This window comes from Pseudomonas ovata (assembly GCF_003131185.1).
Classification (GTDB): domain Bacteria; phylum Pseudomonadota; class Gammaproteobacteria; order Pseudomonadales; family Pseudomonadaceae; genus Aquipseudomonas; species Aquipseudomonas ovata.
In genome coordinates, this window is the sequence record NZ_QFFU01000015.1 from 1 (window position 1) to 26,804 (window position 26,804).

Annotated in this window: 22 protein-coding genes and 2 pseudogenes; 19 read left to right on the forward strand and 5 right to left on the reverse strand. The window is 62.4% G+C overall.

Annotated features, from left to right (window positions below):
• Positions 1 to 185: 185 nt before the first annotated feature.
• Genes DGA31_RS18770 through DGA31_RS29820 form a run of 6 tightly spaced genes read left to right on the forward strand, consistent with a single transcriptional unit; the run spans position 186 to position 2,650 of the window.
• On the forward strand, positions 186 to 1,109 hold the full coding sequence (locus DGA31_RS18770; RefSeq protein ID WP_109513568.1) for a DNA cytosine methyltransferase: 924 nt from the start codon (positions 186 to 188) through the stop codon (positions 1,107 to 1,109).
• Positions 1,106 to 1,669: a hypothetical protein gene (locus DGA31_RS18775; protein WP_109513569.1), complete on the forward strand. Its 564-nt coding sequence runs from the start codon at positions 1,106 to 1,108 to the stop codon at positions 1,667 to 1,669. The genes DGA31_RS18770 and DGA31_RS18775 overlap by 4 nt, the downstream gene beginning before the upstream one ends.
• Positions 1,666 to 1,905 carry a hypothetical protein gene (locus DGA31_RS18780; protein WP_109513570.1) on the forward strand — a complete coding sequence of 80 codons (240 nt, stop codon included), beginning with the start codon at positions 1,666 to 1,668 and terminating at the stop codon, positions 1,903 to 1,905. Before DGA31_RS18775 ends, DGA31_RS18780 begins: the two co-directional genes overlap by 4 nt.
• On the forward strand, positions 1,902 to 2,291 hold the full coding sequence (locus DGA31_RS18785) for a hypothetical protein (RefSeq protein ID WP_109513571.1): 390 nt from the start codon (positions 1,902 to 1,904) through the stop codon (positions 2,289 to 2,291). Before DGA31_RS18780 ends, DGA31_RS18785 begins: the two co-directional genes overlap by 4 nt.
• Positions 2,288 to 2,476: a hypothetical protein gene (locus DGA31_RS18790; protein WP_109513572.1), complete on the forward strand. Its 189-nt coding sequence runs from the start codon at positions 2,288 to 2,290 to the stop codon at positions 2,474 to 2,476. Before DGA31_RS18785 ends, DGA31_RS18790 begins: the two co-directional genes overlap by 4 nt.
• Before the next feature lie 15 nt (positions 2,477 to 2,491).
• On the forward strand, positions 2,492 to 2,650 hold the full coding sequence (locus DGA31_RS29820) for a hypothetical protein (RefSeq protein WP_153811678.1): 159 nt from the start codon (positions 2,492 to 2,494) through the stop codon (positions 2,648 to 2,650).
• Between the two features lie 4 nt (positions 2,651 to 2,654).
• On the opposite strand, the gene DGA31_RS18795 is transcribed toward DGA31_RS29820, so the two are convergent.
• Positions 2,655 to 2,891 (reverse strand): hypothetical protein, encoded by a 237-nt coding sequence (locus tag DGA31_RS18795; RefSeq protein ID WP_109513573.1) that lies wholly within the window; start codon positions 2,889 to 2,891, stop codon positions 2,655 to 2,657.
• Positions 2,892 to 2,986: 95 nt separating this feature from the next.
• Between DGA31_RS18795 and DGA31_RS18800 the strand changes: the two genes are divergently transcribed.
• The 5 genes and pseudogenes from DGA31_RS18800 to dacB all read left to right on the forward strand — a co-directional run bounded on the left by DGA31_RS18800 (position 2,987) and on the right by dacB (position 8,333).
• Positions 2,987 to 3,229: an excisionase gene (locus tag DGA31_RS18800; RefSeq protein WP_082481468.1), complete on the forward strand. Its 243-nt coding sequence runs from the start codon at positions 2,987 to 2,989 to the stop codon at positions 3,227 to 3,229.
• Complete coding sequence (locus DGA31_RS18805; protein ID WP_109513574.1) at positions 3,210 to 4,316, forward strand: phage integrase Arm DNA-binding domain-containing protein; 1,107 nt, start codon at positions 3,210 to 3,212, stop codon at positions 4,314 to 4,316. The genes DGA31_RS18800 and DGA31_RS18805 overlap by 20 nt, the downstream gene beginning before the upstream one ends.
• Before the next feature lie 77 nt (positions 4,317 to 4,393).
• Positions 4,394 to 6,085: pseudogene (locus DGA31_RS18810) on the forward strand (ATP-binding protein); the annotation flags it as partial.
• Between the two features lie 60 nt (positions 6,086 to 6,145).
• Positions 6,146 to 6,490 (forward strand): YggL 50S ribosome-binding family protein, encoded by a 345-nt coding sequence (locus tag DGA31_RS18815; protein ID WP_056837459.1) that lies wholly within the window; start codon positions 6,146 to 6,148, stop codon positions 6,488 to 6,490.
• 367 nt (positions 6,491 to 6,857) lie between these two features.
• Positions 6,858 to 8,333, forward strand: coding sequence for a D-alanyl-D-alanine carboxypeptidase/D-alanyl-D-alanine endopeptidase (dacB, locus tag DGA31_RS18820; RefSeq protein WP_056837457.1), 1,476 nt, complete (start codon positions 6,858 to 6,860; stop codon positions 8,331 to 8,333).
• 13 nt (positions 8,334 to 8,346) lie between these two features.
• Here dacB and DGA31_RS18825 read toward each other — a convergent pair whose 3' ends face one another.
• Together DGA31_RS18825 and rlmKL are read right to left on the reverse strand one after the other, a co-directional pair.
• A complete protein-coding gene (locus DGA31_RS18825) occupies positions 8,347 to 10,749 on the reverse strand; it encodes a sensor domain-containing diguanylate cyclase (protein ID WP_109513576.1) in 2,403 nt (800 codons plus the stop codon).
• Between the two features lie 238 nt (positions 10,750 to 10,987).
• Positions 10,988 to 13,207 carry a bifunctional 23S rRNA (guanine(2069)-N(7))-methyltransferase RlmK/23S rRNA (guanine(2445)-N(2))-methyltransferase RlmL gene (rlmKL, locus tag DGA31_RS18830; protein ID WP_109513577.1) on the reverse strand — a complete coding sequence of 740 codons (2,220 nt, stop codon included), beginning with the start codon at positions 13,205 to 13,207 and terminating at the stop codon, positions 10,988 to 10,990.
• 559 nt (positions 13,208 to 13,766) lie between these two features.
• Between rlmKL and rmf the strand changes: the two genes are divergently transcribed.
• Complete coding sequence (rmf, locus tag DGA31_RS18835; protein WP_082481508.1) at positions 13,767 to 13,982, forward strand: ribosome modulation factor; 216 nt, start codon at positions 13,767 to 13,769, stop codon at positions 13,980 to 13,982.
• A 147-nt stretch (positions 13,983 to 14,129) separates the two neighbouring features.
• Here rmf and DGA31_RS18840 read toward each other — a convergent pair whose 3' ends face one another.
• Positions 14,130 to 15,155 (reverse strand): quinone-dependent dihydroorotate dehydrogenase, encoded by a 1,026-nt coding sequence (locus DGA31_RS18840; protein WP_056837452.1) that lies wholly within the window; start codon positions 15,153 to 15,155, stop codon positions 14,130 to 14,132.
• A gap of 222 nt (positions 15,156 to 15,377) precedes the next feature.
• Here DGA31_RS18840 and DGA31_RS18845 point away from each other — a divergent pair, with 222 nt between their 5' ends.
• The 7 genes and pseudogenes from DGA31_RS18845 (at position 15,378) to cobA (ending at position 25,599) form a co-directional block, all read left to right on the forward strand.
• A complete protein-coding gene (locus tag DGA31_RS18845) occupies positions 15,378 to 16,589 on the forward strand; it encodes a CmpA/NrtA family ABC transporter substrate-binding protein (protein WP_109513578.1) in 1,212 nt (403 codons plus the stop codon).
• 13 nt (positions 16,590 to 16,602) lie between these two features.
• A complete protein-coding gene (locus DGA31_RS18850) occupies positions 16,603 to 17,178 on the forward strand; it encodes an ANTAR domain-containing response regulator (protein ID WP_109513640.1) in 576 nt (191 codons plus the stop codon).
• Between the two features lie 414 nt (positions 17,179 to 17,592).
• Positions 17,593 to 18,804 carry a nitrate/nitrite transporter gene (locus DGA31_RS18855; RefSeq protein WP_056837448.1) on the forward strand — a complete coding sequence of 404 codons (1,212 nt, stop codon included), beginning with the start codon at positions 17,593 to 17,595 and terminating at the stop codon, positions 18,802 to 18,804.
• 9 nt (positions 18,805 to 18,813) lie between these two features.
• The gene (locus DGA31_RS18860; protein ID WP_109513579.1) at positions 18,814 to 20,469 is read left to right on the forward strand and encodes a bifunctional protein-serine/threonine kinase/phosphatase; all 1,656 of its coding nucleotides are present in this window, start codon (positions 18,814 to 18,816) and stop codon (positions 20,467 to 20,469) included.
• Positions 20,470 to 20,868: 399 nt separating this feature from the next.
• Positions 20,869 to 22,074 (forward strand): annotated as a pseudogene (locus DGA31_RS18865) (NAD(P)/FAD-dependent oxidoreductase); the annotation flags it as partial.
• Between the two features lie 8 nt (positions 22,075 to 22,082).
• Complete coding sequence (locus tag DGA31_RS18870) at positions 22,083 to 24,818, forward strand: nitrate reductase (RefSeq protein WP_109513581.1); 2,736 nt, start codon at positions 22,083 to 22,085, stop codon at positions 24,816 to 24,818.
• 10 nt (positions 24,819 to 24,828) lie between these two features.
• Positions 24,829 to 25,599 (forward strand): uroporphyrinogen-III C-methyltransferase, encoded by a 771-nt coding sequence (cobA, locus tag DGA31_RS18875; protein WP_109513582.1) that lies wholly within the window; start codon positions 24,829 to 24,831, stop codon positions 25,597 to 25,599.
• Between the two features lie 137 nt (positions 25,600 to 25,736).
• Here the strand turns inward: cobA and DGA31_RS18880 are convergent, their stop codons facing one another.
• Positions 25,737 to 26,774, reverse strand: a complete 1,038-nt coding sequence (locus DGA31_RS18880; protein ID WP_056837440.1) for an OmpA family protein — start codon at positions 26,772 to 26,774, stop codon at positions 25,737 to 25,739.
• Between the last annotated feature and the right edge of the window lie 30 nt (positions 26,775 to 26,804).

The following is a 26,804-nucleotide window of genomic DNA, read 5'->3' on the forward strand; positions in this document are numbered from 1 at the left end:
CTCATCGAGTCCTATCTGGCATCGCAGGAAATTGGCCAGCACCGAAAGCGGCCAGAAGTAGAGCTTGATCTGGACGCGCAGATCGCCGGCATGCTGGCAGGCATGAGGGTAGATCTCCACGCAGGCCTGGCCACAGGCGCCGGCACCACACCGCAAATATCTCAGGCCTGAGCGAGTTATCCCAAATGACCACAGCAATCGACCTGTTCGCCGGCCTCGGCGGATGGAGCACCGGCGCGCGCGCCGCAGGCGTCCAGGTCCTCTGGGCCGCGAATCACTCACCGGCCGCAGTTGAATGGCACGCAGCCAACCACCCCGACACCCAGCACATCTGCCAGGACCTGCACCAGGCGCAATGGGAGAAAGTGCCGGCTCACGATCTGCTGCTGGCATCGCCTTGCTGCCAAGGCCATTCGAAGGCACGCGGCAAAGCCTCGGGCAACCCGCAGCACGACTCAAGCCGTTCCACGGCCTGGGCGGTTGTGTCAGCTCTGGAGTTTCACAGGCCGCAAGCGGCGCTGGTCGAGAACGTGCCCGAGTTCACTGACTGGGCGCTCTACCCGGCTTGGGTGGCCGCAGTCCAGGCGCTGGGCTACCAAGCTGCGCCGCACGTCGTGGACTGTGCCGATCTAGGCGTGCCACAGCACCGCGTGCGCCTGTTCATAGTGCTGACCCGCAGTCGGGCGCCTCTGATGCTGGAGCTGCACAAGCGCCAGCATGTGCCGGCCTCGACCTTCTTGGACTTCAACGCCGGCCGCTGGTCACCCATCGTGCGAGAGGGCCGAGCGCCAGCCACATTGCTGCGTGTAGAGAATGGCCGAAAGCGCTTCGGCGACCGCTTCATCATGCCGTACTACGGCAAGGGCTCTGGCCTCACTGGGCGCTGTACTGAACGCCCTATCGGCACGATCACCACCTTGGACCGCTGGGCCCTGGTACGCGGCGACGAGATGCGAATGCTCAGCGCCAGCGAAGCCTTGGCCGCCCAGACCTTCCCGCTCGACACCCTACGCCCCGATAACCACCGACTGACGATGCACATGGCCGGCAACGCGGTACCGCCGCTGGCTGGCCAGCGAATCATTGAAGCTCTCAAGGAGGCTGCATGAACACATCGAACAGCAACACCCCGAGCATGCCACCGTTCGCGCAGAAGGTGCTCAAGAAGCTGAAGCGTTTCCACGAGTGCGCCGAAGATGGCCAAGGTACTAATATTGGCCGGCACTGGCTCGACCTACTGGTGCAGCTCGCCCTGCTGAATCGCGTCCAGCGCAGCCCAGCGCTTTGGGAAATCACGCAGCAGGGCGAGGATCTGCTCGACCAGCACGCACATGAGCCGCACGACCACGAATGGACGGACGACGGCCAGTTCCTGCTGGCATGCACAAAGTGCGGCGCTCAGCAGGATCACGCCCCCCACTGGCGCGATCCGGACACAGCACCCAAAAACGGTACGATGCTGCGCCTGCTCGTCGAGTTCACTGACCATTCAACCGAGGATGACGACAAGGCCATCACCATCGGCCACAACAGTCGCGACAACACTGGCGAGGATGAATGGCAGTTCGCGGGCTGGTGCTGGAGCCATGACCACTACACAGAAGGAAAAGGGGCGGTTGTGGGCTGGCTACCGCTGATGGACCACAAGGCCGAGGGCGCGAAGTCATGAGCGATCGACTCGGAATCGAAACCCAAACAACCGTCTTCCTGTCCGTCGATAAGCTGGTGGCCGAAATGGACATCGAGGACGTCGGTTCCTTCTGCTCTGCGGTCGCCGAACGCCTGGACAAAGAGTTTCGCCTGCGCGCCGATGCTGCTTCGGAGTTTGCCAGTGGCCTGAGTGAAATGGGCTGCCGGTTCCTCGCAGAAGCGGTCACCCAGTACTACATGAGGATGCCGAAATGACTGACAAACATGGCAGCACCGTGACCATTTCTCGTGCACTGCTGGAGAAAATCGAAAAATCGTGGCGCGTACCAGATGGTTGCCCTCCTGAAATATGGAAAGAGTGCCAGGCGATCATTAGTGACGGACTGAAAGAGGTTCGCGCAATCCTGGCCCAGCCACCAAAGCCTTTCGCCCCGGCGCCATACTACGCCTGGGTAGTCGAGCAGGGCCTAGAGCTCAAAGGTTGGCATTCAGGCGACGAAACTTACGACCTGCCGGAAGAGGATGCAGCGTGCACAGCGTGGAATCCCGAGTCCCCCGGCCCTGAGTGGTTCCTGATGGGCATTTTCGACACAGAGGAAGGCCCGTATGTGCAGTGGGCGCGCCGAGTGGTGACTCCATGAGCTTTTTCGAAATTGTAAGCAGCGGCGACCGCCGAAGCCTAGTTGAGCGCTTCAACCGGAAATCCAAGCAGCAGGCGATCAGTGAGCTGGTCGACATCCACCTGACGCACTGCACGCGCATTGAAAGGCTTGAGGCCGAGAACGAAACCCTAAAAGCCGCAGCGATGAGCATTCGTGATGTCTAGCGCGAAGATTCGGCCATGAAAGATGTCCTGCGCAAATCGCTCAACGCCCTTGTAACCGGCGAGTGCGGCCAGCAACTGCTGCAAAAGTTTGAAAGCGGCCAGGGCTCGGCAACCGACGACGGCAAAGCATGGCTGGCGGCTCGCGCCCTCATGGCCGAGGCGGTGCCGACATGAAGCGCTACAGCCCGGCTTCATCCACCAGGCGCTTTCCAAGCTCGCGGCCGGCAGACTGGGCATACATACGGTCAATGTAGGTCTGCTCGGGCTCAACGGCAGGAATGACCACCTCGTCACGCCCGCGCCTGACCTCGACTTTGATTTGCCAAACCTCGCGACCTTCCTCGTCCTTTTCGCACGTCATGTAATTCCAGAGCCGCAGGCCCTTGTACTCATCGTAGATGTTGTGCAGCGGCATGGACTTCTCCTGTTAATTGACCGCGATCCTAACACCCTCTCCACTCCATCCTTACTGAAACGCCAAGACATTCGGACCGGCGCGAAGGAGCACTTATGCCAAAGTTAACCCTAGAAGAATGGGCAACCGACCAGTTCCGTACGCCACCGAGCGCGAGCACTTTACGGGCCTGGATCAAAGACGGCCGCATTCATCCGCGCCCAGTGAAACACGGTCGCCGGTGGTACGTCGAAGCAGTCGCGTCCTATGTCGAACCTGACCCACAGGAGCGCATTCCCTTGGGCGGAAGCCTGATAAGCCGAATAGCGAGAGCACGCAATGGTTCCAAGGCCGCGTAAGGCAGGGTCGAAAGACCTGCCGCCCAACCTGTACCGCAAGACCGACAAGCGCAACGGGAAGACGTACTACACGTACCGCGACCCGTTGACCGGTCGCATGTTCGGCTTGGGCCAGGATAAAGAGGCTGCGATCCGCGAGGCCATCGAGGCGAACTTTGCGGAGGTACTGAAGCCAAGTCTGTCCAGTCGAGTCGCCGCCCCTGAAAAGGCGGCAGAGCGAACATTTTCTGAATGGCTGGTCGAGTACAAAGTCATTTATGCCGACAAAGGCCTCAGCCACCACACTATGCATAGCTTCAAGAGCAGGATAAAACGGCTTGAGGATGCTTTCGGCCCCAAAGAAATGCGCAGCATTCGGACAATGGATGTCGCCGGCTTCCTTAACGTGATCACCAAGGAAGGCAAAGCGCAGATGTCAAAAGCACTTCGCTCTTTGCTTGGAGATGTATTCACCGAGGCCATTGCTGTGGGCTGGTGCGAAACCAATCCTGTTGATGCAACAAAGGCTGCGAGAGCGAAGGTAAAGCGTGAACGCTTGAGCCTGGAGCAATGGAAGGCAATTTATGAGGCGGCTGAAAGGCCATGGTTGAAGCGCGCCATGGAGCTGGCTTTGCTCACTGGGCAACGTCGGGATGATATTCGCTCTATGCTATTCAAGGATGAGCGAGATGGCTTCTTGCATGTTATCCAGTCCAAGACGGGAGCGCGAATCCGGATCAGCACCGCCTTGCGCCTTGATGCAATCGATTTGGATCTTGCGACAGTTATCAAGCGATGCCGTGATCGAGTCCTGTCACAGCACATGGTTCACCACCCGAAGACTTTCGCCACGGTCAAAGCAGGCGATCCAATTAAACTTGATACGTTATCGTCTGCGTTCTCTGAGGCTCGAGATAAGGCTGCAACTATGCCGGGTATCAACTTCGGTGAAAGCCCGCCAACTTTTCATGAGATGCGCTCTCTTGCTGCACGACTTCATGCTGCCGAAGGGCGTGACGCACAGAAACTCCTGGGCCATCGTAGCGCTGCAATGACAGAGCTTTATAAGGATGGGCGCGGCTCTGGCTGGATCGACGTCGCGCTATGAGTTTTGGAGCAGTATTGGAGGAGTTTTGGGGAGACCTTATATCCCTTTATAAATCAACACCTTAGATACAGTATGGTGTTATGGCCACCGACACGCCCATGATCCTGGATCGTACCCTGCATATCGGCGACCGGCGCCTGACCATCTATCACTGGATATTGCCGTTTCGCGACTCACTGGGGGACGTCCAGGGCATCATCGGCGGCTGGATCGACATCAGCGAACGGCGCCAGCTGATCGACGAACTCCAGGCCGCCAAGGAGCAGGCAGACAATGCCAACCGGGCCAAAAGCACGTTCCTGGCCACCATGAGCCATGAGATCCGCACACCGATGAACGCAGTGATCGGCATGCTGGAACTGGCCCTGAAACGGGCGGATCAGGGGCACCTGGACCGACCGGCCATTGAAGTCGCCTACAGCTCGGCCAGCGACCTGCTGGAGCTGATCGGGGACATCCTCGACATTGCCCGCATCGAATCCGGGCATCTGGCCCTGACCCCGGAACGCGCCAACCTGCGGCCACTGATCGAGTCGGTGGTACGGGTCTTCGACGGCCTGGCGCGGCAGAAGAACCTTGACCTGCAGTTGCACCTCGACGCACGCCTGGACACCGATGTACTCATCGACCCGCTGCGTTTCAAGCAGGTGGTCTCCAACCTGATCAGCAATGCCATCAAGTTCACCCCGGCCGGCCATGTGCGCATCGACCTGCGCGCAGGTCCCGGAGCCAGCGCCGGGCAACGGCGCCTGACCCTGACGGTGTGCGACAGTGGCATCGGTATTGCCGCTGCAGACCTGCAGCGGCTGTTCACCCCCTTTGCCCAGGCCGACAACTCCGGGCAGATGGCCCGCAGCGGTGCCGGCCTGGGGCTGGTGATCTGTCGGCACCTGTGCCAGATGATGGGCGGCAGCCTGACCCTGGACAGTCAACCCGGCCTGGGCACCTGTGCAACGCTGGTCATGGACCTGACGCTGCTCGATGCACCACAACGCCAGGCCACGCAAGCCCGAACGATTGCCCCGCCCAGCACGAGCCTGTATGTCCTGGTGGTCGACGACCATCCGGCCAATCGCCTGCTGCTCAGCCAGCAACTGGGTTTTCTCGGTCATCGCAGCGAGGTCGCCGAGCAGGGCGAACAGGGCTTGCAGGCTTGGCTTGCGCACAATTTCGACCTGGTCATGGTCGATTGCAACATGCCGGTGATGAACGGCTACGAACTGACCCGCGCCATCCGCGAGCACGAGGCCGCCGGGCAGCGCGTGCCCTGCGCCATCTGGGGCTTTACCGCCAATGCGTTGCCCGAGGAGGTGCAGCGTTGCCGGGACGCCGGCATGGACAACTGCCTGTTCAAACCGATCGGCCTGACAGCGCTGAGCGAACACCTGGCCGCACTCAGAGCCCTGCGCACCGATGGCCGCACCCGATTGCCCTTCAACCCCGACAGCCTTCGTCAACTGACGGGGGCCAACACCGAAATGACCCGGCGACTGCTTGCCCAGTTACTGTCCAGCAACCGGCAGGACCGCCAGGCCCTGGCGCAGCTGATGGCCGACGGCAATTACCAGGCACTGGGTGAAATGGCCCATCGCATCAAGGGCGCGGCGCGTATCATTACCGCCACCGAGGTAGTCAACGCTTGCGAAGCGCTGGAACAGCACTGCAGCACGCATGCACCGCCGGAAAAAATGGCGATTTGCCAGCAAGCACTGGACGCCGCCATGCTTACGCTCGACAAGGCACTGGACGAGCAACTGAGTAATCTATGACGCCTGGTCATCACTTAACTGTTAGACTGCGCGCCGTATTTACCCAAGAGGATTTTTTTCATGGCTACTAACCGTTCCCGTCGTCTGCGCAAGAAGCTGTGTGTAGATGAGTTCCAGGAGTTGGGTTTCGAGCTCAATCTGGAATTCAAGGAAGACCTGGCCGATGAAGACATCGATGCCTTCCTCGATGCGTTCCTCGATGAAGCCATGGAGGCCAACGGCCTCGATTATGTTGGCGGCGATGACTACGGTCTGGTCTGCCTGGCCGAGCGTGGTTCGGCCACCGAAGAGCAGCGTGCGATCGTCGAAGCATGGCTCAAGGCCCGCAGTGAAGTGACCAAGGTCGAGGTCAGCCCGCTGATCGACGCCTGGTACCCGGAAAAGCCGATCAATTCGGCTGTCTGAGTACCTGTCGGGGCGCCTGACAGCGTCCAGCCAGAAAGCCACTCCTTGAGAGTGGCTTTTTTGTGCCTGGGGTTTACCCCATACCGGGCAGACAGATAAGAACCCTCAAGCGATCACACCGATTCATGCACGCCATCAATGCAGGAAAATACTGGCTTTTTATAAAGCACAAGAATTGTCCTACATAATTAACAGCCATAAAAATCCCTCTACAACGCACTTGCGATGCCGCACGGCCCGTCGGCTTGGGGCATAATGCCGCTCTGTCACGGCGCGTCCAGTTCATTATTTCTGCGCCTTCATGTCATCGAGGGCGTTCATCTTGCCCTCTTCTGGTTTTTCATCTTTGTTGCAAGGTTTTTAATTGATGATCAGACTTCTACGTCCTCTGTTGTTCGTCACGCTATTGGCACCTGTCACGCTTCAGGCCCAGGCAGCCACGATCAACACCACGCTGCCGCCCAAGGTCCAGCAGGCCCTCAAGGCCAGCAAGCTGACCGATGATGCCCTGTCACTGGTCATGCTGCCGCTCAACGGCCAGGGCACGCCGACCGTGTTCAACGCCGATGTCTCGGTCAACCCGGCCTCGACCATGAAACTGGTCACCACCTATGCGGCGCTGGAAATCCTGGGCCCGACCCATCAATGGAAAACCGAATTCTTCACCGACGGCACCTTGAGCAACGGCGTGCTGCGGGGCAACCTGTACCTCAAGGGTGGCGGTGATCCCAAGCTGAACATGGAAAAACTCTGGTTGCTGATGCGTGACCTGCGCGCCAATGGCGTGCAGCAGGTCACCGGCGACCTGGTGCTGGACCGCAGCCATTTCGTGCAACCGGTGCTGCCGGCGTTCAACGACGATGGCAACGACGACAACAAGCCGTTCCTGGTACGGCCGGACTCGCTGCTGGTCAACCTCAAGGCCTTGCGCTTTGTCACACGCAACGATGATGGGCGCGTACTGGTCACGGTAGAGCCGCCCATCGCCAGCATCCGCATCGACAATCAGGTCAAGGCCAGTGCCGCCAAGCAATGCGGCGACGATGTGCGCTACAACCCGGTCGCCCAGGCCGACGGCAGCATGACCGTCGTGGTCAGCGGCCAACTGGCCAAGGGCTGCAACTCGCAGACCTACCTGTCGCTGCTGGATCACCCGACCTACGCAGCCGGTGCCGTGCGCGCCATCTGGCAGGAACTGGGCGGCAGCATCCAGGGCGGTGACCGGGTCGCCAGCGTCCCGTCCGGCGCCAGGCTGCTGGCCCGCACGTTTTCCCCGGATCTGGTTGAAGTCATCCGCGACATCAACAAGTACAGCAACAACACCATGGCCCAGCAGCTGTTCCTGAGCCTGGGCCAGGAGTTTCGCACCACCGCTGATGGCGACGACGCCAAGGCGGCGCAACGGGTCATCCGTCAGTGGCTGGCCAAAAAAGGCATTACTGCACCGCACCTGGTGATGGAGAACGGCTCGGGCCTGTCACGCGCCGAACGGGTCAGCGCCCGGGAAATGGCCATTCTGCTGCAAGCGGCCTGGCGCAGCCCGTATGCGGCCGAATTCACCAGCTCAATGCCGCTGGCCGGCATGGACGGCACCATGCGCAAGCGCCTCAAGCGCACGCCGCTGCTGGGCGAGGCGCATATCAAGACCGGGACCCTCAACACGGTACGCGCCATTGCCGGCTACAGCCGTGACAGCAATGGCAACACCTGGGCGGTAGTGGCCATTCTTAACGACCCACGCCCTTTTGGCGCCTCATCGGTGCTCGACGAGGTCTTGGTCGAACTGTATCGCCAGCCCAAGCTGAACAACGACACGCTGTCGATCGCTCAACCGCAGCTGTAGCCGCTGTAAACGCTCAAGGGTGCTCAAGCTCGGGCTCGACCCGATCACGCCCCGCCTGCTTGGCCGCATAGACACCCGAGTCGGCACGCAACAGCAAGGCATCGGCGCCCTCCCCGGGGCGCCAGCTGGCGATGCCGAAGCTGGCCGTCACCTGGCCGATCCGGTCGATGGGCTGGCTGCGCAGGCGCTGCCACAGGCTGATCGCCAGCGTCCAGGCCTGTTCGCCACCGATGCCAGGGCACAGAATGATGAACTCCTCACCGCCCAGGCGGCAGAATACATCTTCGCTGCGCAGACGCTGAGCGAGCGTGCGCGACACGCCCTGCAGCACAACATCGCCCACAGCATGGCCGTGCTGGTCATTGATGCGCTTGAAGTTGTCGATGTCGAGCATGATCACCGACAGCCCGCTGCCATAACGCTCGTTCCGGCGCAGCTCGACCTGCAGGCGCTCCTGGAAATAACGGCGGTTGTAGGCACCGGTGAGCACATCGGTGATCGACAGGGCCCGCAGTTCATCCTGCACCCGCTTCATGTCGGTAACGTCACTCAAGAAGCCGTGCCAGAGAATGCTGCCATCCGGCAGGCGTTCCGGCGTCGCCTCGCCGCGCACCCAGCGCATGCCACGCTCGGGCAACTCGATACGATACTCCTCGCGCCACGGCTTGAACTGATCGCTGCTTTCGCGCATTCCGCGCATCATCCGGGCACGGTCTTCGACATGGGTACGCTCCAGCACGTTATTGATATCCGCCACGATCTGCGCCTCGGTCAGCTCATAGAGCTCACACATGCCGACACTGATGTAATTGAAGCGCGCCTGGCCACTGGTCAGGCGCTGGAGCTGATAGATCCCGCCAGGCACCTGAGAGCCCAGCCGCTCCAGCAGCCGGTCCCGCGCCGCCAGGGCTTCATGGACGCGCTTGCGCTCGGTGATGTCCAGGCACACGGCCAGATAGCCGATCCACTGATCCTGATCGTCGCGCACCGCCGTGATCAGCATGTTGACCGCCAGGGTGCTGCCATCACGGCGACGGAATATCCATTCCCGGGCCGGATGACTGCCCAGTTCGGTGGCCTCGATCAGCATGGCCTGCTCCAGTGGGACAGGTCGCTGATAGTGCTCGCTCAGTTGCCGGGCGTGCTCAGCCAGCTCACCGGGGTCGTGCAGGTCCTTGAGCGTGAACTTGCCTACTACCTCGGCTTCGCTGTATTCGAGCATCTTGCGGGCGCCGACGTTGAAGGTGCTGATCACCCCGTTCAGGTCGGTGGCAATGATCGCCACCTCGGTGGCAGCATCGAGCACGTTGCGCAACTGGCCGTGGGTGATGCGCAATTGCTGCTCGCGCAGGCGCAACTGGCCGGTGCGCTGGTCAACCAGCAGCAAGGCGCGCTGGCGCTGGCCGATCAGGCTGTAGAGCAGCGCGCTGAGCATCACACTCAGCAGGCCACCCAGCACAATCACACTGCCGGCCATGGACTGATTGCTTTGCAGAAAAGCCTCGGTGGGCCGTACTTCCAGCAGGTAATCGCGGTCGGCCAGGTTCAGCAAGGTGCTGACCCGCAAGTCGCCAGCGGCGGCCTGTACGGTCGACTGATACAGCAACTGGGGTTCGGCGGGTGAGCCCAGGTCGAGCATCGTGACCGACAGGTTGTCCTGGGTCGGCAGGCCTTCGCTCATCAACTCGCCCAGGCTGATGACCGCCATCACATAACCTTGTAGCAGCGTGTTCCCGTCCCCCTCGCCGCTCCGGTTATTGAACACCGGGGCCACCAGCAACACACCATGGGCGTACTCCTGCTCCAGGCCCACCAGTTCGATACGCGGGGTGGCGGCAATCGAACCGAGCATTCGCGCACGCTCCAGTGTCTCGCGGCGCACGGCTTCCGAGTTGATGTCCCAGCCCAGTGGCAGCGGCAAGCGGCTCAGCGACTGGGTGAACAACACCGGGTAATACTCCTCGTGCGTGCCGGCGACCCTCATTTTTCCATCAGGACCCTTTTCCTGAATGGCGTAGTCAGGCATGCCTTCGGCGCGAGCCGCAGCCTCGAACGCCGGGCGCTCGGCATCGCTGACCCGTGGGCTCCAGGAATAGGCGCGTGTACCCTCCAGCAACGGTGCGGCAAAACCGTTGTAATCGGCACGGGTGACGTTGTCGGAATACACGAAATAGCGGCGCAGGCTGTCAAGCCGGCTCAATTGACTGTCCAGGCGTTCCTGGATGCGGATGAAGCGTTCGCTGGCCAGCAAATCGAAACGCTGGCGCAACTGGCGCTGGTACAACTCGTAATTGGTCAACGCCAGCATGGCCGTCAGCGCCAGTCCGGCCATCAGTGCAAGCAGGGCAACCAGCCACGCCGATGCCTGCTCGTTGATAAAACCGAGGATCCGGGGTCTGGGTTGTTTCGCAGCCATACTCAAAACTCATGACGCCAACGAGGATAGAGCGTCAAGCTGGCCGTGCGTCTGTTATAGCCATTCGCCATTAATTTGCCTAGCCCATGAAAGCCATAACTTGGACAAATCGAGCAATCTCCAATGATTTCAAAGAGATTGCCAGAGCATCCTGCTCTTTTTACCGCAGTGTGATGCATTCGCATTACAACAGAACCTGGTTCAAGACCGATCAGTCTTGAACCAAGTCGTTGAGGTCCTACGCCATGCGCACGGTGATTTTCCAGGCACGGTGAATCCGGTCGTTGCGCGAGAAGTCAGGGTCCATGGTCTGGCCACTGACTTCCTCGACGACATAGCGCTGGGCGATATGCTCATCAAGTACGAACTTGCGGAAGTTGTTGGAGAAATACAGCACGCCGCCCGGTGCCAGCCGCGCCATGGCGAGGTCAATCAGTTCGACCTGATCACGCTGCACATCGAACACCCCTTCCATACGCTTGGAATTGGAAAAGGTCGGTGGGTCGATAAAGATCAACTCGTACTCTTCGCGGCACTCGCGCAACCAGGCCATCACATCGCTCTGCTCCAGGCGGTTTTTCTCGGAAAAACCATTGAGCGACAGGTTGCGGCGTGCCCAGTCCAGGTACGTGCGCGACAGGTCGACGCTGGTGGTGCTGCGCGCCCCGCCCTTGGCCGCATGCACCGTGGCCGTCGCGGTATAGCAGAACAGGTTGAGGAAGCGCTTGCCGGCCGCTTCTTTCTGGATCCGCATGCGCATGGGGCGATGATCGAGGAACAGGCCGGTGTCGAGGTAGTCGGTCAGGTTCACCAACAGGCGCAAACCGCCCTCGCCCACCTCGATGAACTGGCCCTGGGCGGCCTGGCGCTCGTACTGGCGCGTGCCGCTCTGGCGTTCGCGGCGCTTGACCACCACGCGGCTCTTGTCGATGCCCAGAGCCTGGGGAATGGCTGCCAGCGCATCGAACAGCCGCGCCGAAGCCTTGGCCGGGTCGATCGATTTGGGTGCCGCATATTCCTGCACATGCACCCAGTCACCGTACAGGTCGACGGCGACGGCATATTCGGGCATGTCGGCATCATAGACGCGGTAGCACTCGATCCCCTCGCGACGCACCCACTTGCCCAGTTGCTTGAGGTTTTTCTGCAGGCGGTTGGCGAACATCTGCCCGCCTTCACTCAAGCGCGCCTGCTCGACCACTGCTGGCTTGCTTTCGTCGCGCACAGGCACCGGCTCTTCAAGTGCTGCCTGACGCTGTTCGGGGCTACGGCGCTCGCCGGTCACGAACTGATCCGGCTGAACCTTGAGCAGCAACAGCTTGCACGGCAAGGCGCCGTTCCAGAATGCATATTGCTTGTGGCTGCGAATGCCCATGCGCTTGCCCAGGTCCGGCGCGCCGGTGAACACCGCCGCCTCCCAGCCCAGACAGGCTTGGCGCAGACGCTCGCCAAGGTTCTGATAGAGGTACAACAGGCTGGCTTCGTCACCCAGGCGCTCGCCGTAGGGCGGGTTGCAGATCACCAGGCCTTTCTGGTTCTGGTCGGTGCGCGGCTCGAAGGTGCCGACTTCGCCCTGATAGACCTTGATCCAGTCACTCAGGCCGGCGCGCTCGATATTGTTGCGCCCCGGCTGGATCAGCCGTGGGTCGGCCTCGTAGCCACGGATCCAGGATGGCGTTTTCGCCAGGCCCGCTTCGGCGCGCGCCAGTGCCTCGTCGTGCAGCTTGCGCCACAGCGCCGGTACATGCCCCAGCCAGGCACTGAAGCCCCAGCGCTCGCGTTTGAGGTTGGGCGCGATGTCGGCGGCGATCATGCCGGCCTCCACCAGAAACGTGCCCACGCCGCACATCGGGTCGGCCAGAGCGCCACCTTCGGCGGCAATGCGCGGCCAGCCGGCGCGGATCAGGATCGCGGCGGCAAGGTTTTCCTTCAACGGCGCAGCGCCCTGCTGCAAGCGGTAGCCGCGCTGGTGCAGGCTGTGCCCGGACAGGTCCAGCGACAGAATCGCCTGGCCCCGGTCCAGGCGCAGGTGCACGCGCAGGTCCGGGTTGATCTTGTCCACCGAAGGGCGCAGGCCATCAGGGGTGCGCAGCTTGTCGACGATCGCGTCCTTGACCTTCAGGGCGCCAAAGTGGGTGTTGTCGATCCCCGAGCCATGGCCGCTGAATTCCACGGCGATGCTGCCGTCTGCCTCCAGATGGTCCTGCCATTCGACATCCAGCACACCGTGATACAGGTCTTCGGCATTGCTCATCGGAAAGCGCTTGAGCACCAGCAGCACGCGGTTGGCCAGGCGCGACCACAGGCACAACCGGTAGGCGGTCTCCATGTCGGCCAGGCCGCGGATGGCCGAGGTGTGTTCCCGGGCCTCTTCCAGGCCCAGCCCGGTGGCTTCCTCGATCAGCAGGCCTTCAAGGCCCTTGGGGCAGGTGAGGTACAGTTCGTAGCGATCGGACATGTGTATTCCAGGGCCTGAGCCGTCAGCGGCGGGCAACGCATTGCCCGACCAGATTCAAGACAGACGCTTTTCAGACAGCGCCTGCGTGGCACGTAACGTGTGCCGGTCCACCGCGATAATCCGAGGTATCGGCGCGGCAGGGTGTAAATGTAACTGAACGCAAGGGTACAGATTGCCCAGTGAGCCCGAAGATTTAAGACATATGAAGTCACATCTCGACCCTTCATCGAATTAAAACTGGAAGCATTCAGCCATTATCGCTCCCAGCTAAAAATCTTTGCCTGCAACGCAACTCCTTGCGGCACATGGGTTATTACCTGAATCATCCGTGAAACACATTGCCCCTTAGTACCGATAAGACCTGAATGTGACGTGCTTATGACAAATCGATCATTCACAGCGTGTCGCGCATTGGTTAGAAATCGTCTCAGGCCTTCACCGCAACGGTGATGGCACCTCGCCCGTGACGCCGGCAGCGGGCAGACATGGCAGAAGATTTCTGCCAGACCTCGACATGAGGTCCATGGACATTACAGTCAACAAACGAGGGCAACACCCTATGAGAAGACTTAAGCGTGATCCGTTGGAAAGAGCATTTTTGCGCGGATATCAGTACGGCGTTAGTGGTAAATCCCGTGAGCTTTGCCCATTTACTCTACCGTCGGTGCGTCAGGCATGGATCAATGGTTGGCGTGAAGGACGCGGCGACCAGTGGGACGGTATGACCGGCACTGCGGGAATCCACAGGCTCAACGAACTTCACGCAGTCGGATGAGGTAATCAACTTCCGAGCAGTCCATCAAAGTTTCTGTCTGACCCTTTTAGCATTAGCGTAATCACCGCCTCCACCGGGCGGCGGGCCACAGGCCCAGGGGCTCCTTTTTCAGGGAGCCCCTTTTTTATGCCCGCTGCACGGGCCTGATCAGCGACGCGGCAAGGCCGCAATGGCATCGACCGACTGGCGAATCAGCTCCGGGCCCTTGTAGATGAAGCCCGAATAGATCTGTACCAGACTGGCACCCGCTTCGATTTTCTCGGCAGCATGACGACCTTCGGTAATGCCCCCGGCGGCAATGATCGGCAGGCGCCCGGCCAGCTCACCGGCCAGCACCTTGACCGTGTGCGTGCTCTTTTCCCGCACCGGCGCGCCCGACAGGCCACCGGCCTCATTGGCGTGCAACAGTCCCTCAACGCCTTCACGGCTCAGGGTGGTGTTGGTGGCGATCACCGCATCCATGCCTGATTCAAGCAAGGCACCGGCCACCAGCACGGTTTCTTCGTCGGTCATGTCCGGGGCGATCTTGATCGCCAACGGCACGCGCTTGCCGTATTGCTGGGTCAGCGCTTCCTGGCGCACGCTCAGGGCCTCGAGCAATTGCTTGAGCGAATCGCCGAACTGCAGGCTGCGCAAGCCCGGGGTATTGGGCGAGCTGACGTTGACGGTCACGTAGCTGGCGTGGTCATAGACCTTGTCCAGGCAGATCAGGTAGTCGTCCACCGCACGCTCGACCGGGGTGTCGAAGTTCTTGCCGATATTGATGCCCAGCACGCCACGGTATTTCGCCGCCTTGACCCGCGACAGCAAGTGATCGACGCCCAGGTTGTTGAAGCCCATGCGGTTGATGATGCCCTGGGCCTCAGGCAGGCGGAACAGGCGCGGCTTGGGGTTGCCGGGCTGCGGGCGCGGGGTCACGGTGCCTACCTCGACAAAGCCGAAGCCGAGTTGGGCAAAGCCGTCGATGGCCGTACCGTTCTTGTCCAGGCCGGCGGCCAGGCCGACCGGGTTGGCAAAGCGGATGCCCATGACCGTGACCGGCAACTGCGCAGGCGCCTTGCTCAGCAGGCCATTGAGGCCCAGCCGGCCACCGGCACCGATCAGGTCCAGGGACAGGTCGTGGGACGTTTCCGGAGAAAGTTTGAACAGTAACTGGCGGGCCAGGTTATACATGGGCGGGCAAGGCTCGTGAGCGGCTGAAGTCAGCCGGCGATTATAGACGGTCGATGGCCTGCTAAGCGAGAACTCCCCTGACCGGATGGTGGCACATGCCTTGCTTCAATTGCGTCAGCACCCTCGGCAACGTCGCCGCAGGGCACCGACACTGGCGTCGTTGTGGCTCGCTGCGCAAGCAGTGGGCCCGACGGCGCTTTTTTATGGATACATGAAAAGCCTATGAACCCTCGATCAAGCAATGCCCTGGACTGGGTGGCGGGCAGCGATGCCCCCGAAATGAACAGCATTGACATAGGTTTCATGGCCCTGACCGACTGTGCCTCGCTGGTGGTCGCGGCCACACAGGGGTTTGCGCAGCCCTACGGCCTGAGCCTCAACCTCAAGCGCCAGGCCTCCTGGGCCAACCTGCGTGATCGCCTGGTCAGCGGCCAGTTGCACGCCGCGCACAGCCTGTATGGGTTGATCTACGCCATGCAATTGGGCATCAGCGGCGGCGCCGCAGCCGATATGGCCATCCTGATGGGCCTGAACCAGAACGGTCAATGCATCAACCTGTCGCGCGGCCTGCAGGACGCTGGTGTGACCAGCCCTGAAGCACTGGAACGCACTGCGCACCATCGTGGTGCAAAGCTGACCTTTGCCCAGACCTTCCCCACTGGCAACCATGCCATGTGGCTCAATTACTGGCTGGCCAGCCAGGGTATCCACCCGCTTGACGATGTCGACAGCGTGGTGGTTCCGCCGCCGCTGATGGTCGCGCACCTGCAGGCCGGACGCATCGATGGCTGCTGCGTCGGCGAACCCTGGGGCGCCAGCGCCGTGCAGCAGAAACTGGGCTTTACCCTGGCCACCAGCCAGTCGATCTGGCCCGACCATCCTGGCAAGGTACTGGGCTGCACCCGCGAATTTGTCGAACAGAACCCCAACACTGCACGCGCCTTGACCATGGCGGTGCTCGAAGCCAGCCGCTTTATCGAGCAAAGCACGGAAAACCGCCGCAGCACCGCGCAATTGCTCAGTGGCGCCGATTACCTCGACACCCCGCTGGACTGCATCGAACCGCGCCTGCTGGGGCATTACCAGGACGGGCTGGGCAACAGCTGGCAGGATCCACACGCCCTGCGCCTGTTCAATGACGGCCAGGTGACTTTTCCGTGGCTGTCCGACGGCATGTGGTTCATGACCCAGTTCCGCCGCTGGGGCCTGTTGCGTGAAGACCCCGACTACCTGGCCGTGGCCCGTCGTGTTCACCAGCTGCAGCTGTACCGCGAGGCCGCTACGGCACTGGGCATTGCGGTGCCGGAAAGCACCCTGCGCAGCAGTCAGTTGATCGACGGACGCATCTGGGACGGCAGCGATCCTGCCGGCTACGCGCGCGGTTTTTCCCTGCATTCGCGGATCGATGGCGCGCCCGCCATCGCCGCCCGTTGAGAGGCACGCGATGATGCTGCGAATCCTGCTGATCAATGACACCCCCAAGAAAGTCGGACGCCTGAAAGCCGCCCTGAGCGAAGCCGGTTTCGAGGTCATCGACGAATCAGGCCTGAGCATCGACCTGCCGGCACGGGTCGAAGCCCTGCGCCCGGACGTCATCCTCATCGACACCGAATCACCCGGCCGCGATGTGATGGAGCAGGTGGTGCTGGTCACCCGCGACCTGCCACGCCCCATCGTGATGTTCACCGACGAACATGACCCCGGCGTGATGCGCCAGGCGATCAGGTCAGGGGTCAGTGCCTATATTGTCGAAGGCATCCATGCCCAGCGCCTGCAACCGATTCTGGACGTGGCCATGGCCCGCTTCGAAAGCGACCAGGCCCTGCGCGCGCAACTGGTGGCCCGCGACCAGCAACTGGCCGAGCGCAAGCGCATCGAACTGGCCAAGGGCCTCTTGATGAAGATGAAGCATTGCAACGAAGAAGAGGCCTACACCCTCATGCGCCGCCAGGCCATGAGCCGCCAGCAGAAACTGATCCAGGTGGCCGAACAGATCATCGCCATGAGCGAAATGCTCGGCTAACGCCGCAAATGACCCGAAACGTCTCACACCAGCAGCCGATTGCGCCCTGATGAGGCGTCCCTCGATCTGCAGGACCGGCCGGGCGGCGACCCGCTTTAGCCGGAAACAGATCACCCCAGGCCTGTATTTTCGCGGCTGAAGCCGCTCCTGCGGGGCTTGAACACAAGATGGCCCGGCTCTTGCTACATCCATACTGCAGGTAGCCAACGGCGGTTGCCCCCACACATACGACAAAGACGTCGCCCTCTCCTTTCGCTGCGCAGCGAACTCGAGAAGCGGCGTCTTTTGCGTTCTGGCCTCAGCGATGAGGGGGTGGTGCCGCCGGCTTGTCCTGTGCGCACCCCGAGAACCGACAACTTCCACGTCGTGGCCATGACCCCGACGACCTACTTCTGGCAGATGATGAGGTGTGCAATGGATACAAGTTTCTGGAAGGCCGGGCACAGACCGACCCTTTTTGCAGCCTTTCTGTATTTCGACCTGAGTTTCATGGTCTGGTACCTGCTTGGGCCCATGGCGGTACAGATCGCCGCTGACCTGCAATTGACCACCCAACAGCGCGGCCTGATGGTGGCGACCCCGATCCTGGCCGGCGCCGTGCTGCGCTTCGTGATGGGCATGCTGGCCGATCAGCTGTCTCCCAAGACGGCCGGCATCATCGGCCAGGTCATCGTTATCGTGGCACTGTTCGTGGCCTGGCAACTGGGCATCCACACCTATGAGCAGGCGCTGCTGCTGGGCCTGTTCCTGGGCATGGCCGGTGCATCGTTCGCCGTGGCCCTGCCACTGGCTTCGCAGTGGTACCCGCCGCAGCACCAGGGCAAGGCCATGGGCATCGCCGGCGCCGGCAACTCCGGCACCGTGCTGGCGGCCTTGATTGCCCCGGTACTGGCAGCCAGCTTCGGTTGGGGCAACGTGTTCGGCCTGGCGCTGATTCCGCTGGTGCTGACCCTGATCGCCTTTACCCTGATGGCACGCAACGCACCGGAACGCAGCAAGCCCAAGTCCATGACCGACTACTTCAAGGCCCTGGGCGACCGTGACAGCTGGTGGTTCATGTTCTTCTACAGCGTGACCTTCGGCGGCTTCATCGGCCTGGCCAGCGCCCTGCCCGGTTATTTCAACGACCAGTACGGCCTGAGTCCGATCACCGCCGGCTATTACACCGCCGCCTGTGTGTTCGGTGGCAGCCTGATGCGCCCACTGGGCGGCGCGCTGGCCGACCGCTTCGGCGGCATCCGCACCCTGACCGCGATGTACATGGTCGCGGCCATCGGCATTGCGGCCGTCGGCTTCAACCTGCCCAGCTCGTGGGCAGCGCTGGCGCTGTTCGTGGCCGCCATGCTGGGCCTGGGCGCCGGCAACGGCGCGGTCTTCCAGTTGGTGCCACAGCGTTTTCGCAAGGAAATCGGGGTCATGACCGGGTTGATCGGCATGGCCGGCGGCATTGGCGGTTTCTTCCTGGCGGCCGGCCTTGGCACCATCAAGCAGCACACCGGTGACTACCAGATGGGCCTGTGGCTGTTTGCCGGCCTGGCCGTGCTGGCCTGGTTCGGCCTGCTGAACGTCAAGCGTCGCTGGCGCACCACCTGGGGCTCGGCAGCCGTTACAGCAGCCCGCGTCTGAGCCGGCCACATGACGCTGCAACTGAGTTGTGCACAATTCAGCGCCAGTGGTCCGCGCAGCGAGAATCAGGATGCGCTGCGCCTGGTCACGCCAGTACCGACCCTGGCCGCCAGCAAGGGGTATCTGTTTGCCCTGGCCGATGGGGTCAGCCAGTGCGCCGATGGCGCGCTGGCGGCGCAGTCGACCCTGCAGGCCCTGGCCCTGGATTACTACGCCACCCCGGAAACCTGGAGCATCGTCCAGGCGCTGGACAAGCTGCTGCTGGCGCAGAACCGCTGGCTGCTGGCCAACGGCCTGTTGACCACGCTGAGCGCCCTGGTGCTGCGCGGTCGGCGCTTTACCCTGGCGCATGTCGGCGATTGCCGGGTCTATCGCTGGCACGCCGGCCACCTGCAACGCATCAGCGAGGACCATGTCTGGGAACAACCAGACATGAATCATGTGCTCAAGCGCGCGCTGGGGCTGGATCAGTATGTGGTCATGGATTACCTGGATGGCGAGCTGCGCGAAGGCGAACGCCTGCTGCTGGTCAGCGACGGTGTCTGGGCGACCCTCGGCGACCCGGGCATCCGCTCGATCCTGAGCGACACCGACGACCTGCAGGCCTGCACCAGGGCCCTGGTCAGCGCCGCCCACCTGGCCGGCAGCCAGGACAACGCCAGCGCCCTGCTGGTGCAGGTCGACAGCGTTGGCCACGATGACCTGGGCGACACCCTGCGCCAGTTGCAGCAATGGCCACTGCCGCCGCCGCTCAAGCCCGGCCAGCGCTTCGAAGGCTGGCAGGTGCAGAGCGTGCTGGCGCAGTCGCGTCAGTCATTGCTCTATCGGGTCAGCGACGACAGCGGCCAGCCCTGGTTGCTCAAGACCCTGCCGGCCAGTCGCGCCGACGAAGACGGCGCCGGGCAAGCCTTGCTATTGGAAGAATGGTTCCTGCGCCGGGTCGCCGGGCGGCATTTTCCCGAAGCCGCCCCCTTGCCTGAGCGCCAGCATTTGTATTACCTGATGCGCCAGTATCCGGGGCGCACGCTGGACAAACTGTTCGCCGTGACCGGCCCGCTGCCGCTGGTGCAGTGGCAGGACCTGGCAACCCGCCTGCTGCGTGCCACCGGCCTGTTGCACCGGCGCAATATCATCCACCGCGACATCAAGCCGGAGAACCTGTTGCTGGGTGACGATGGCGAACTGCGCGTGCTGGATTTCGGCCTGGCATTCTGCCCGGGACTGTCCAGCCGTATCCCCGGCGATTTGCCCGGCACGCCCAGTTTCATTGCGCCCGAGGCGTTTCAAGGTGCAGACCCGGCGCCCGCTCAGGACCTGTATGCCGTGGCCGTCACGCTGTATTACCTGCTGACCGGGCAATACCCATACGGCGAGATCGAAGCCTTCCAGCATCGGCGCTTCACGACGCCGATTCCGGCCAGCCGCTACCGACCCGACCTGCCCGACTGGCTCAACGATCAGTTGACCCAGGCGCTGCAGGCCGATCCGCAGCAACGCTTCGAAACCGCCGAACAATGGCTGCTGGAACTGGAGCAGGGTGAGCACCGCAGCGTCAGCCCACGTCCGCAGCCGTGGCTGGAACGCGAGCCGCTCAAGGTCTGGCGCACGCTGGCACTGCTGTCGCTGCTGGGCAATCTGACAGCCTTCATCGTGATGGTGATGTAGGAGCGCGCTCTGCCCGCGACCGGCTGCGTTAGCAGTCGTAAATTTGCAGCGTTTCGCAGATTTCTGCGAGCGCTCCGCACTCGGTCGCGGTAGTCCGGCATTCCGGCAAGCGCGCTACAGGGGATAAATGCTGCACGCACAGCTTGTGTGCGCCGCGCCTCAATGCGGTGCACGCAAGACCTGCCGCCCCCGGCGCAAAACCCTGTTTTCAGGGCTTTGCACAAGTTGGCACAGCCGCTGCATCAGCTTTACCCAACACACACATAGCGTGCGGTCTTCAATGGCGAAGGCGGCACTTCCCGATGATACGGGAGCGGACAAAGGCGTCCTCGTCAGGCAACTGGCGGGGGCGCCTTTTTTGTTTATGCGGTATCGAATCAGGCCATAGGTGCAGACCCCATGAAAAAACTCAAACTGGTGATGATCGGCAACGGCATGGCCGGGGTCCGCACCCTCGAAGAACTGCTCAAGCTCAGCGAAGGCCTGTACGACATCACCGTATTCGGGGCCGAACCGCATCCCAATTACAACCGCATCATGCTGTCGCCCGTGCTGGCCGGCGAACAGGGCTTCGATGACATCGTGCTCAACGACCTGAACTGGTACCGCGACCATGACATCCGCCTGTTCCTGGGCCGTCGCGTGGTCAAGATTGACCGCAGGCTACGCCGGGTGATCGCCGATGACGGCACCGAGGCCCACTATGACCGGCTGCTGATCGCCACCGGCTCCAAGCCTTATATCCTGCCGGTGCCGGGCAATGGCCTTGAGGGTGTGATCGGCTATCGCGACATTGCCGACACCCGGAAAATGATCGACACCGCCAATACCCATCAACGCGCCGTGATCATCGGTGGCGGCCTGCTGGGCCTGGAAGCGGCCAACGGCCTGGCACTGCGCGGCATGCAGGTGACGGTAGTGCATCATGGCCAGAGTCTGCTGGAGCGGCAACTGGATAAAACCTGCGGGCGCCTGCTGCAAAAGGCCCTGGAACAGCGCCAATTGAGCTTTTGCCTGAACGCCCATACCCAGGCCCTGTTCGGTGACGAGCAGGGCCGGGTAAAAGGCGTGCAACTGCAGGACGGCCAGGTCATTGCCGCCGACCTGGTGGTCATGGCTGCCGGTATCCGTCCCGAGACGACGCTGGCTGAAAGCTGCGGACTGCCGTGCAATCGCGGGATTCTGGTCAATGACACCTTGCAGACCTTTGATCCGCGCATCTATGCCATCGGTGAGTGCGCCAGCCATCGCGGCGTGGCCTACGGACTGGTTGCACCGCTGTTCGAGCAGGCCAGGGTCTGCGCCAACCACCTGGCGCAACTGGGCTTTGCCCGTTACCCGGGCTCGGTGACCTCGGCCAAGCTCAAGGTCACCGGCATCGACCTGTTTTCGGCCGGTGACTTCCAGGGCGGCGAAGGCACCGAGTGCATCACCTATTCAGACCCCATCAGCGGCGTCTACAAGAAGCTGGTGATCAAGGACGACAGGCTGGTGGGCGCCTGCCTGTACGGCGATACCGCCGACGGCAGTTGGTACATGGAGCAGATTCGCACCAACAGCCGCATCGACGCGATTCGCGAGCACCTGATGTTCGGCGCCCAGGCGGCCAGCGCATGACCGACCTGAGCCTGCCCATTGCCACTTCCGGCCCGCTGCGTACGACAGCGTCGACGTGCTGCTATTGCGGCGTGGGGTGCGGGGTACTGATCGAACACGACGACCTGCACATCCATGGCGTCAGCGGCGACCCGCACCACCCGGCCAACTTCGGCCGCCTGTGCAGCAAGGGCTCGAGCCTGCACTTGACCGGTGACCTGAGCAGCCGGGCGCTGTACCCGGAACTGCGCCTGGGCAAAGCCCTGCCCCGCAGCGTCACCGACTGGGACACGGCACTGGAGCACGCCACGGGTGTATTCGCCCAGGCCATCGCCGAGCATGGTCCTGACAGCGTGGCGTTCTACATTTCCGGCCAGTTGCTGACCGAGGACTACTACGCCTTCAACAAGCTGGCACGGGCCCTGGTCGGCACCAACAACATCGACAGCAATTCGCGGCTGTGCATGTCCTCGGCAGTGGTCGGCTACAAGCGCAGCCTGGGCGCCGATGCGCCGCCGTGCAACTACCAGGACATCGAACTGGCCGACACCCTGCTGATCGTCGGCAGCAACATGGCTTATGCCCACCCGGTGCTGTTCCGTCGCCTGGAAGAAGCCAAAAGCCGCCGCCCGGACATGAAGATCGTCGTGGTCGATCCACGACGCACCGACACCTGCGAGCTGGCCGACCTGCACCTGGCGATTCAGGGCGGCAGCGATGTGGCGCTGTTCCATGGTCTGCTGCACCTGCTGATCGAACAAGCGTACACCGATGAGACCTTTATCAACGCTCACACCGAGCATTTCAGCGAACTCAAGGCGCTGGTGCACGACTACACGCCTGAGCATGTCGCCCAGGTGTGCGGCATCCGTGTCGAAGACCTGCACACCTGCGCCCGGCTGATCGGTGAGGCACCGGCTTTTCTGTCGCTGTGGTGCATGGGCCTGAACCAGTCCACCGCCGGCAGCGCCAAGAACAGTGCGCTGATCAACCTGCACCTGGCCACCGGGCAGATCGGCCGCCCCGGCGCCGGCCCTTTCTCGCTGACCGGCCAGCCCAATGCCATGGGCGGCCGGGAAACCGGCAGCCTGTCCAACCTGCTGCCAGGGCACCGAGAGGCCGGTAATGCCGGGCACCGCCGCGAAGTGGCCGAGTACTGGAACGTCGCCGGGCTGCCGGCCACTCCCGGCCTGTCGGCGGTCGATCTGTTCGAGCAGGTGCGCAACGGCACGATCAAGGCCTTGTGGATTGCCTGCACCAACCCGGCGCAATCAATGCCGGACCAGGCCACCGTGCGCCAGGCACTGAGCGACTGCCCGTTCGTGGTCTTGCAGGAAGCCTTTCGCACCACCGAAACCGCCCACTATGCCGACCTGCTGCTGCCGGCCGCCAGTTGGGGCGAGAAAGAAGGAACGGTGACCAACTCCGAGCGGCGCCTGTCCAACGTGCGCAAGGCCATTCCCGCACCGGGCCAGGCCCGGGCCGACTGGTCGATCACCGTGGATTTCGCCCGGCGCCTGCAAAAGCGCCTGCGACCCGGCAGTGCGCCGCTGTTCGACTTTGCGACGGCACGGTCGCTGTTTGATGAATACAAAGGCCTGACGCGCGGCCGTGATTTGGACATGAGCGGTATCAACCGCGACCTGCTCGAACAGCTTGGCCCGCAACAATGGCCGTTTCCAGAAGGTGCCAGCGCCGGCACGGCACGCTTGTACAGCGATGGCGTATTCCCCACCGCCTCGGGGCGTGCGCAGTTTGTCTGCGAAGGCTATGTGGCCCCACAGGAACGCCGCGACGCGCTTTTCCCACTGACCCTCAATACCGGCCGGCTGCGCGACCAGTGGCACGGCATGAGCCGCACCGGCACCGCCGCCCGGCTGTTCGGGCATGTCAGCGAGGCGGTGCTGGGCCTGAATCCGGCCGACATGCAACGCCAGCACCTGGAAAGCGGCGATCTGGTGCACCTGCACAGCCGGCGCGGCCACCTCGTGGTGCCGGTCGCCAGCGATGACAGCCTGCGGGCCGGGCATGCCTGGCTGCCGATGCACTGGGGCGATCGCTTCCTCAAGGGCGGGGTCAACCTGCTCACCCAGCCGGCCTATGACCCGCTCTCCAAACAGCCAGAGCTCAAACACAGCGGGGTGCGGGTCGAAAAGGCCGATCTGCCCTGGCAGTTCTTTGCGCTGATCGAAGGCGACGTGCAGAATCATCTGCAGGCCCTGCGACCGCTGTGCGAAGCCTTCGACTATGCCAGCCTGAGCCTGGCTGGCCGTGAACGCCCGGCGCTGGTGATTCGCGCCGCCCATCCGCACGCGCCCGAAGCGGCCCTGCTGGCGCAGATCGACCACCTGCTGGGCCTGGATCACGGTCCGGTCATGGCCTACGACGACGCCGGCAGGGGTGTCGGCAAACGCGTGCGCATTGATCAGGAGCGCATCACTGCCGTACGCCTGGCCGGGGAAACCCTGGCCCGGCACTGGTTGCAGAACCTGTGGCTGGAAGGCCGCGCCGACGAGCCGCTGCGCCGCTGGATGCTCGCCCCCATCAGTCGCGAGCCGGGCAAAAGCGCGCTGCAGACCCGCGACACCATCGTGTGCAATTGCAAGAACGTCAGCCAGAGCAGCATCAGCGCCGGCATCGAGCGCGGCTTGTGCCTGGACCAATTGAAACAACAGCTGGGCTGTGGCACCCAATGCGGGTCCTGTGTCCCGGAAATAAAACGCCTGATCAACCTTGTCGCCGTCACTGAGTGAGGAATACCCCATGAACGCAAAAGTCTGGCTGGTGGGCGCAGGTCCCGGCGATCCCGAACTGTTGACCCTCAAGGCGGTGCGCGCCCTGCACAGCGCTGACATCGTGATGATCGATGACCTGGTCAATCCGGCAGTGCTCGAGCACAGCCCCACTGCACGGGTCATCCGCGTAGGCAAGCGCGGCGGCTGCCGCTCGACACCGCAGGCCTTCATTCACCGGCTGATGCTGCGCTATGCCCGCCAGGGCAAGTGCGTGGTGCGCCTCAAGGGCGGCGACCCGTGCATCTTCGGCCGTGGCGGTGAAGAAGCCCAATGGCTCAAGGAGCACGGTATCGAAGTGGAGCTGGTCAACGGCATCACTGCAGGCCTGGCCGGCGCCACTCAGTGCGATATTTCGCTGACCCTGCGCGGCATCAGCCGGGGCGTCACGCTGATCACAGCCCACACCCAGGATGACAGCAGCCTGAACTGGTCGGCGCTGGCACAGACCGGCACCACGCTGGTGGTGTACATGGGCGTGGCGCGGCTGGACGAGATCTGCGCCGGCCTGCTGGCCGGCGGCATGAGCGCAGGCATGCCGGTGGCGATGATCGAAAACGCTTCGTTGCCCCACCAGCGCGAGTGCCGCAGCACCTTGTGCGACATGCAGCGTGATGCCCTGTCGTTCGGCCTCAAGAGCCCGGCCGTGCTGGTGATTGGTGAGGTGGTGGGTGCTGTCGAGCACTGTGCGACCGGTGCCGGTCGGGGAACAGACGCCCCTCTTCGCGCCCTTGGCGGCTAAACCGCCCCCTGAAGCGGAGGCTGCGGCTGCGGCTGCAATCACGCCATAACGAAAAATGCCCCGTACCTTGCGGTACGGGGCATTTTTCATTGCAGATCAGGTGACCTGGGCCACCCGTCTGCCAGAAGGCAGGCTAATTACTTGGCCTGGGCTTCTACTTCAGCTTCTACGCGACGGTTGACTGCACGACCGGATTCGGTAGCGTTGTCAGCAACTGGACGCGATTCGCCGTAACCGACCGAGTTGACGCGGTTGGCGCCAACGCCGTACTGGTTGACCAGAACCTGTTTAACGGCGCTTGCGCGACGCTCGGACAGTTTCTGGTTGTAAGCGTCAGGACCGACGGAGTCAGTGTGACCTTCAACAGTGGTGGTGGTCTGTGGGTACTGCTGCATGAAGTCAGCCAGGTTCTTGATGTCGCCGTAGCTGTTAGGCTTGACAACCGACTTGTCGAAGTCGAACTTCACGTCCAGCTCGACACGAACCACTTCGGCAACGGCCGGGCAGCCATCAGCGTCAACGGTAACGTTGGCCGGGGTGTCAGGGCACTTGTCGACGTTGTCGCACACGCCGTCGTTGTCGCTGTCGGAGCACACTTCAGCTACTGGCGCTGGAGCCGGTGCTGCGGCTGGCTTGCTGCCGCCACCGAAGTTCACACCGATACCGACGCTTGGCGCCCACTCGGTGTCGCCCTGGTCGATGTTGTACTGAGCTTCAACGCCGGCACGGGCGTAGAAGTTGTCAGTGAAGTACAGCTTGGCACCGCCGCCCAGGTTGGCGAAGGTCGAACCGTTACGGCCGCTACGGCCGGTCTGGCCGATGCTCTGGTCAGAGAAACCAGCGGAGACGTAAGGACGCAGCATGTCGCCTGGGTTGTTGAAGTGGTACAGAGCGTCCAGGGCGGTGTTGGAGCCCTTGATGTTCTTGCCATCTTCGCCACGGACGTTATGAACTTCGTCGTAGCCCAGACGCAGCTCGACGTCGTCGGTCAGGAAGTAGCCAATCGAACCACCGAACAGGTTGCCGTCGTTTTTGAAGTCGCGGGCGCTGTCGTAATATTCTTTTTTGGCGAAGCCTTCGATTTCGACTGCGCCTTGGCCTTGAGCCAGTGCGCCGAACGAAGTGGCGGCAACGATTGTACCAATGGCCAAGCCCAAGGTGTTTTTCAGTTTCATCCGTTAAATCCCCATCTGGTGATTGTAAAG

Coding starts and splice junctions, on each gene's coding strand:
- DGA31_RS18770 (WP_109513568.1), top strand. CDS start 186: ATGACCACAGCAATCGACCTGTTCGCCGGCCTCGGCGGATGGAGCACC.
- DGA31_RS18775 (WP_109513569.1), top strand. CDS start 1,106: ATGAACACATCGAACAGCAACACCCCGAGCATGCCACCGTTCGCGCAG.
- DGA31_RS18780 (WP_109513570.1), top strand. CDS start 1,666: ATGAGCGATCGACTCGGAATCGAAACCCAAACAACCGTCTTCCTGTCC.
- DGA31_RS18785 (WP_109513571.1), top strand. CDS start 1,902: ATGACTGACAAACATGGCAGCACCGTGACCATTTCTCGTGCACTGCTG.
- DGA31_RS18790 (WP_109513572.1), top strand. CDS start 2,288: ATGAGCTTTTTCGAAATTGTAAGCAGCGGCGACCGCCGAAGCCTAGTT.
- DGA31_RS29820 (WP_153811678.1), top strand. CDS start 2,492: ATGAAAGATGTCCTGCGCAAATCGCTCAACGCCCTTGTAACCGGCGAG.
- DGA31_RS18795 (WP_109513573.1), bottom strand. CDS start 2,891: ATGCCGCTGCACAACATCTACGATGAGTACAAGGGCCTGCGGCTCTGG.
- DGA31_RS18800 (WP_082481468.1), top strand. CDS start 2,987: ATGCCAAAGTTAACCCTAGAAGAATGGGCAACCGACCAGTTCCGTACG.
- DGA31_RS18805 (WP_109513574.1), top strand. CDS start 3,210: ATGGTTCCAAGGCCGCGTAAGGCAGGGTCGAAAGACCTGCCGCCCAAC.
- DGA31_RS18815 (WP_056837459.1), top strand. CDS start 6,146: ATGGCTACTAACCGTTCCCGTCGTCTGCGCAAGAAGCTGTGTGTAGAT.
- dacB (WP_056837457.1), top strand. CDS start 6,858: ATGATCAGACTTCTACGTCCTCTGTTGTTCGTCACGCTATTGGCACCT.
- DGA31_RS18825 (WP_109513576.1), bottom strand. CDS start 10,749: ATGGCTGCGAAACAACCCAGACCCCGGATCCTCGGTTTTATCAACGAG.
- rlmKL (WP_109513577.1), bottom strand. CDS start 13,207: ATGTCCGATCGCTACGAACTGTACCTCACCTGCCCCAAGGGCCTTGAA.
- rmf (WP_082481508.1), top strand. CDS start 13,767: ATGAGAAGACTTAAGCGTGATCCGTTGGAAAGAGCATTTTTGCGCGGA.
- DGA31_RS18840 (WP_056837452.1), bottom strand. CDS start 15,155: ATGTATAACCTGGCCCGCCAGTTACTGTTCAAACTTTCTCCGGAAACG.
- DGA31_RS18845 (WP_109513578.1), top strand. CDS start 15,378: ATGAACCCTCGATCAAGCAATGCCCTGGACTGGGTGGCGGGCAGCGAT.
- DGA31_RS18850 (WP_109513640.1), top strand. CDS start 16,603: ATGCTGCGAATCCTGCTGATCAATGACACCCCCAAGAAAGTCGGACGC.
- DGA31_RS18855 (WP_056837448.1), top strand. CDS start 17,593: ATGGATACAAGTTTCTGGAAGGCCGGGCACAGACCGACCCTTTTTGCA.
- DGA31_RS18860 (WP_109513579.1), top strand. CDS start 18,814: ATGACGCTGCAACTGAGTTGTGCACAATTCAGCGCCAGTGGTCCGCGC.
- DGA31_RS18870 (WP_109513581.1), top strand. CDS start 22,083: ATGACCGACCTGAGCCTGCCCATTGCCACTTCCGGCCCGCTGCGTACG.
- cobA (WP_109513582.1), top strand. CDS start 24,829: ATGAACGCAAAAGTCTGGCTGGTGGGCGCAGGTCCCGGCGATCCCGAA.
- DGA31_RS18880 (WP_056837440.1), bottom strand. CDS start 26,774: ATGAAACTGAAAAACACCTTGGGCTTGGCCATTGGTACAATCGTTGCC.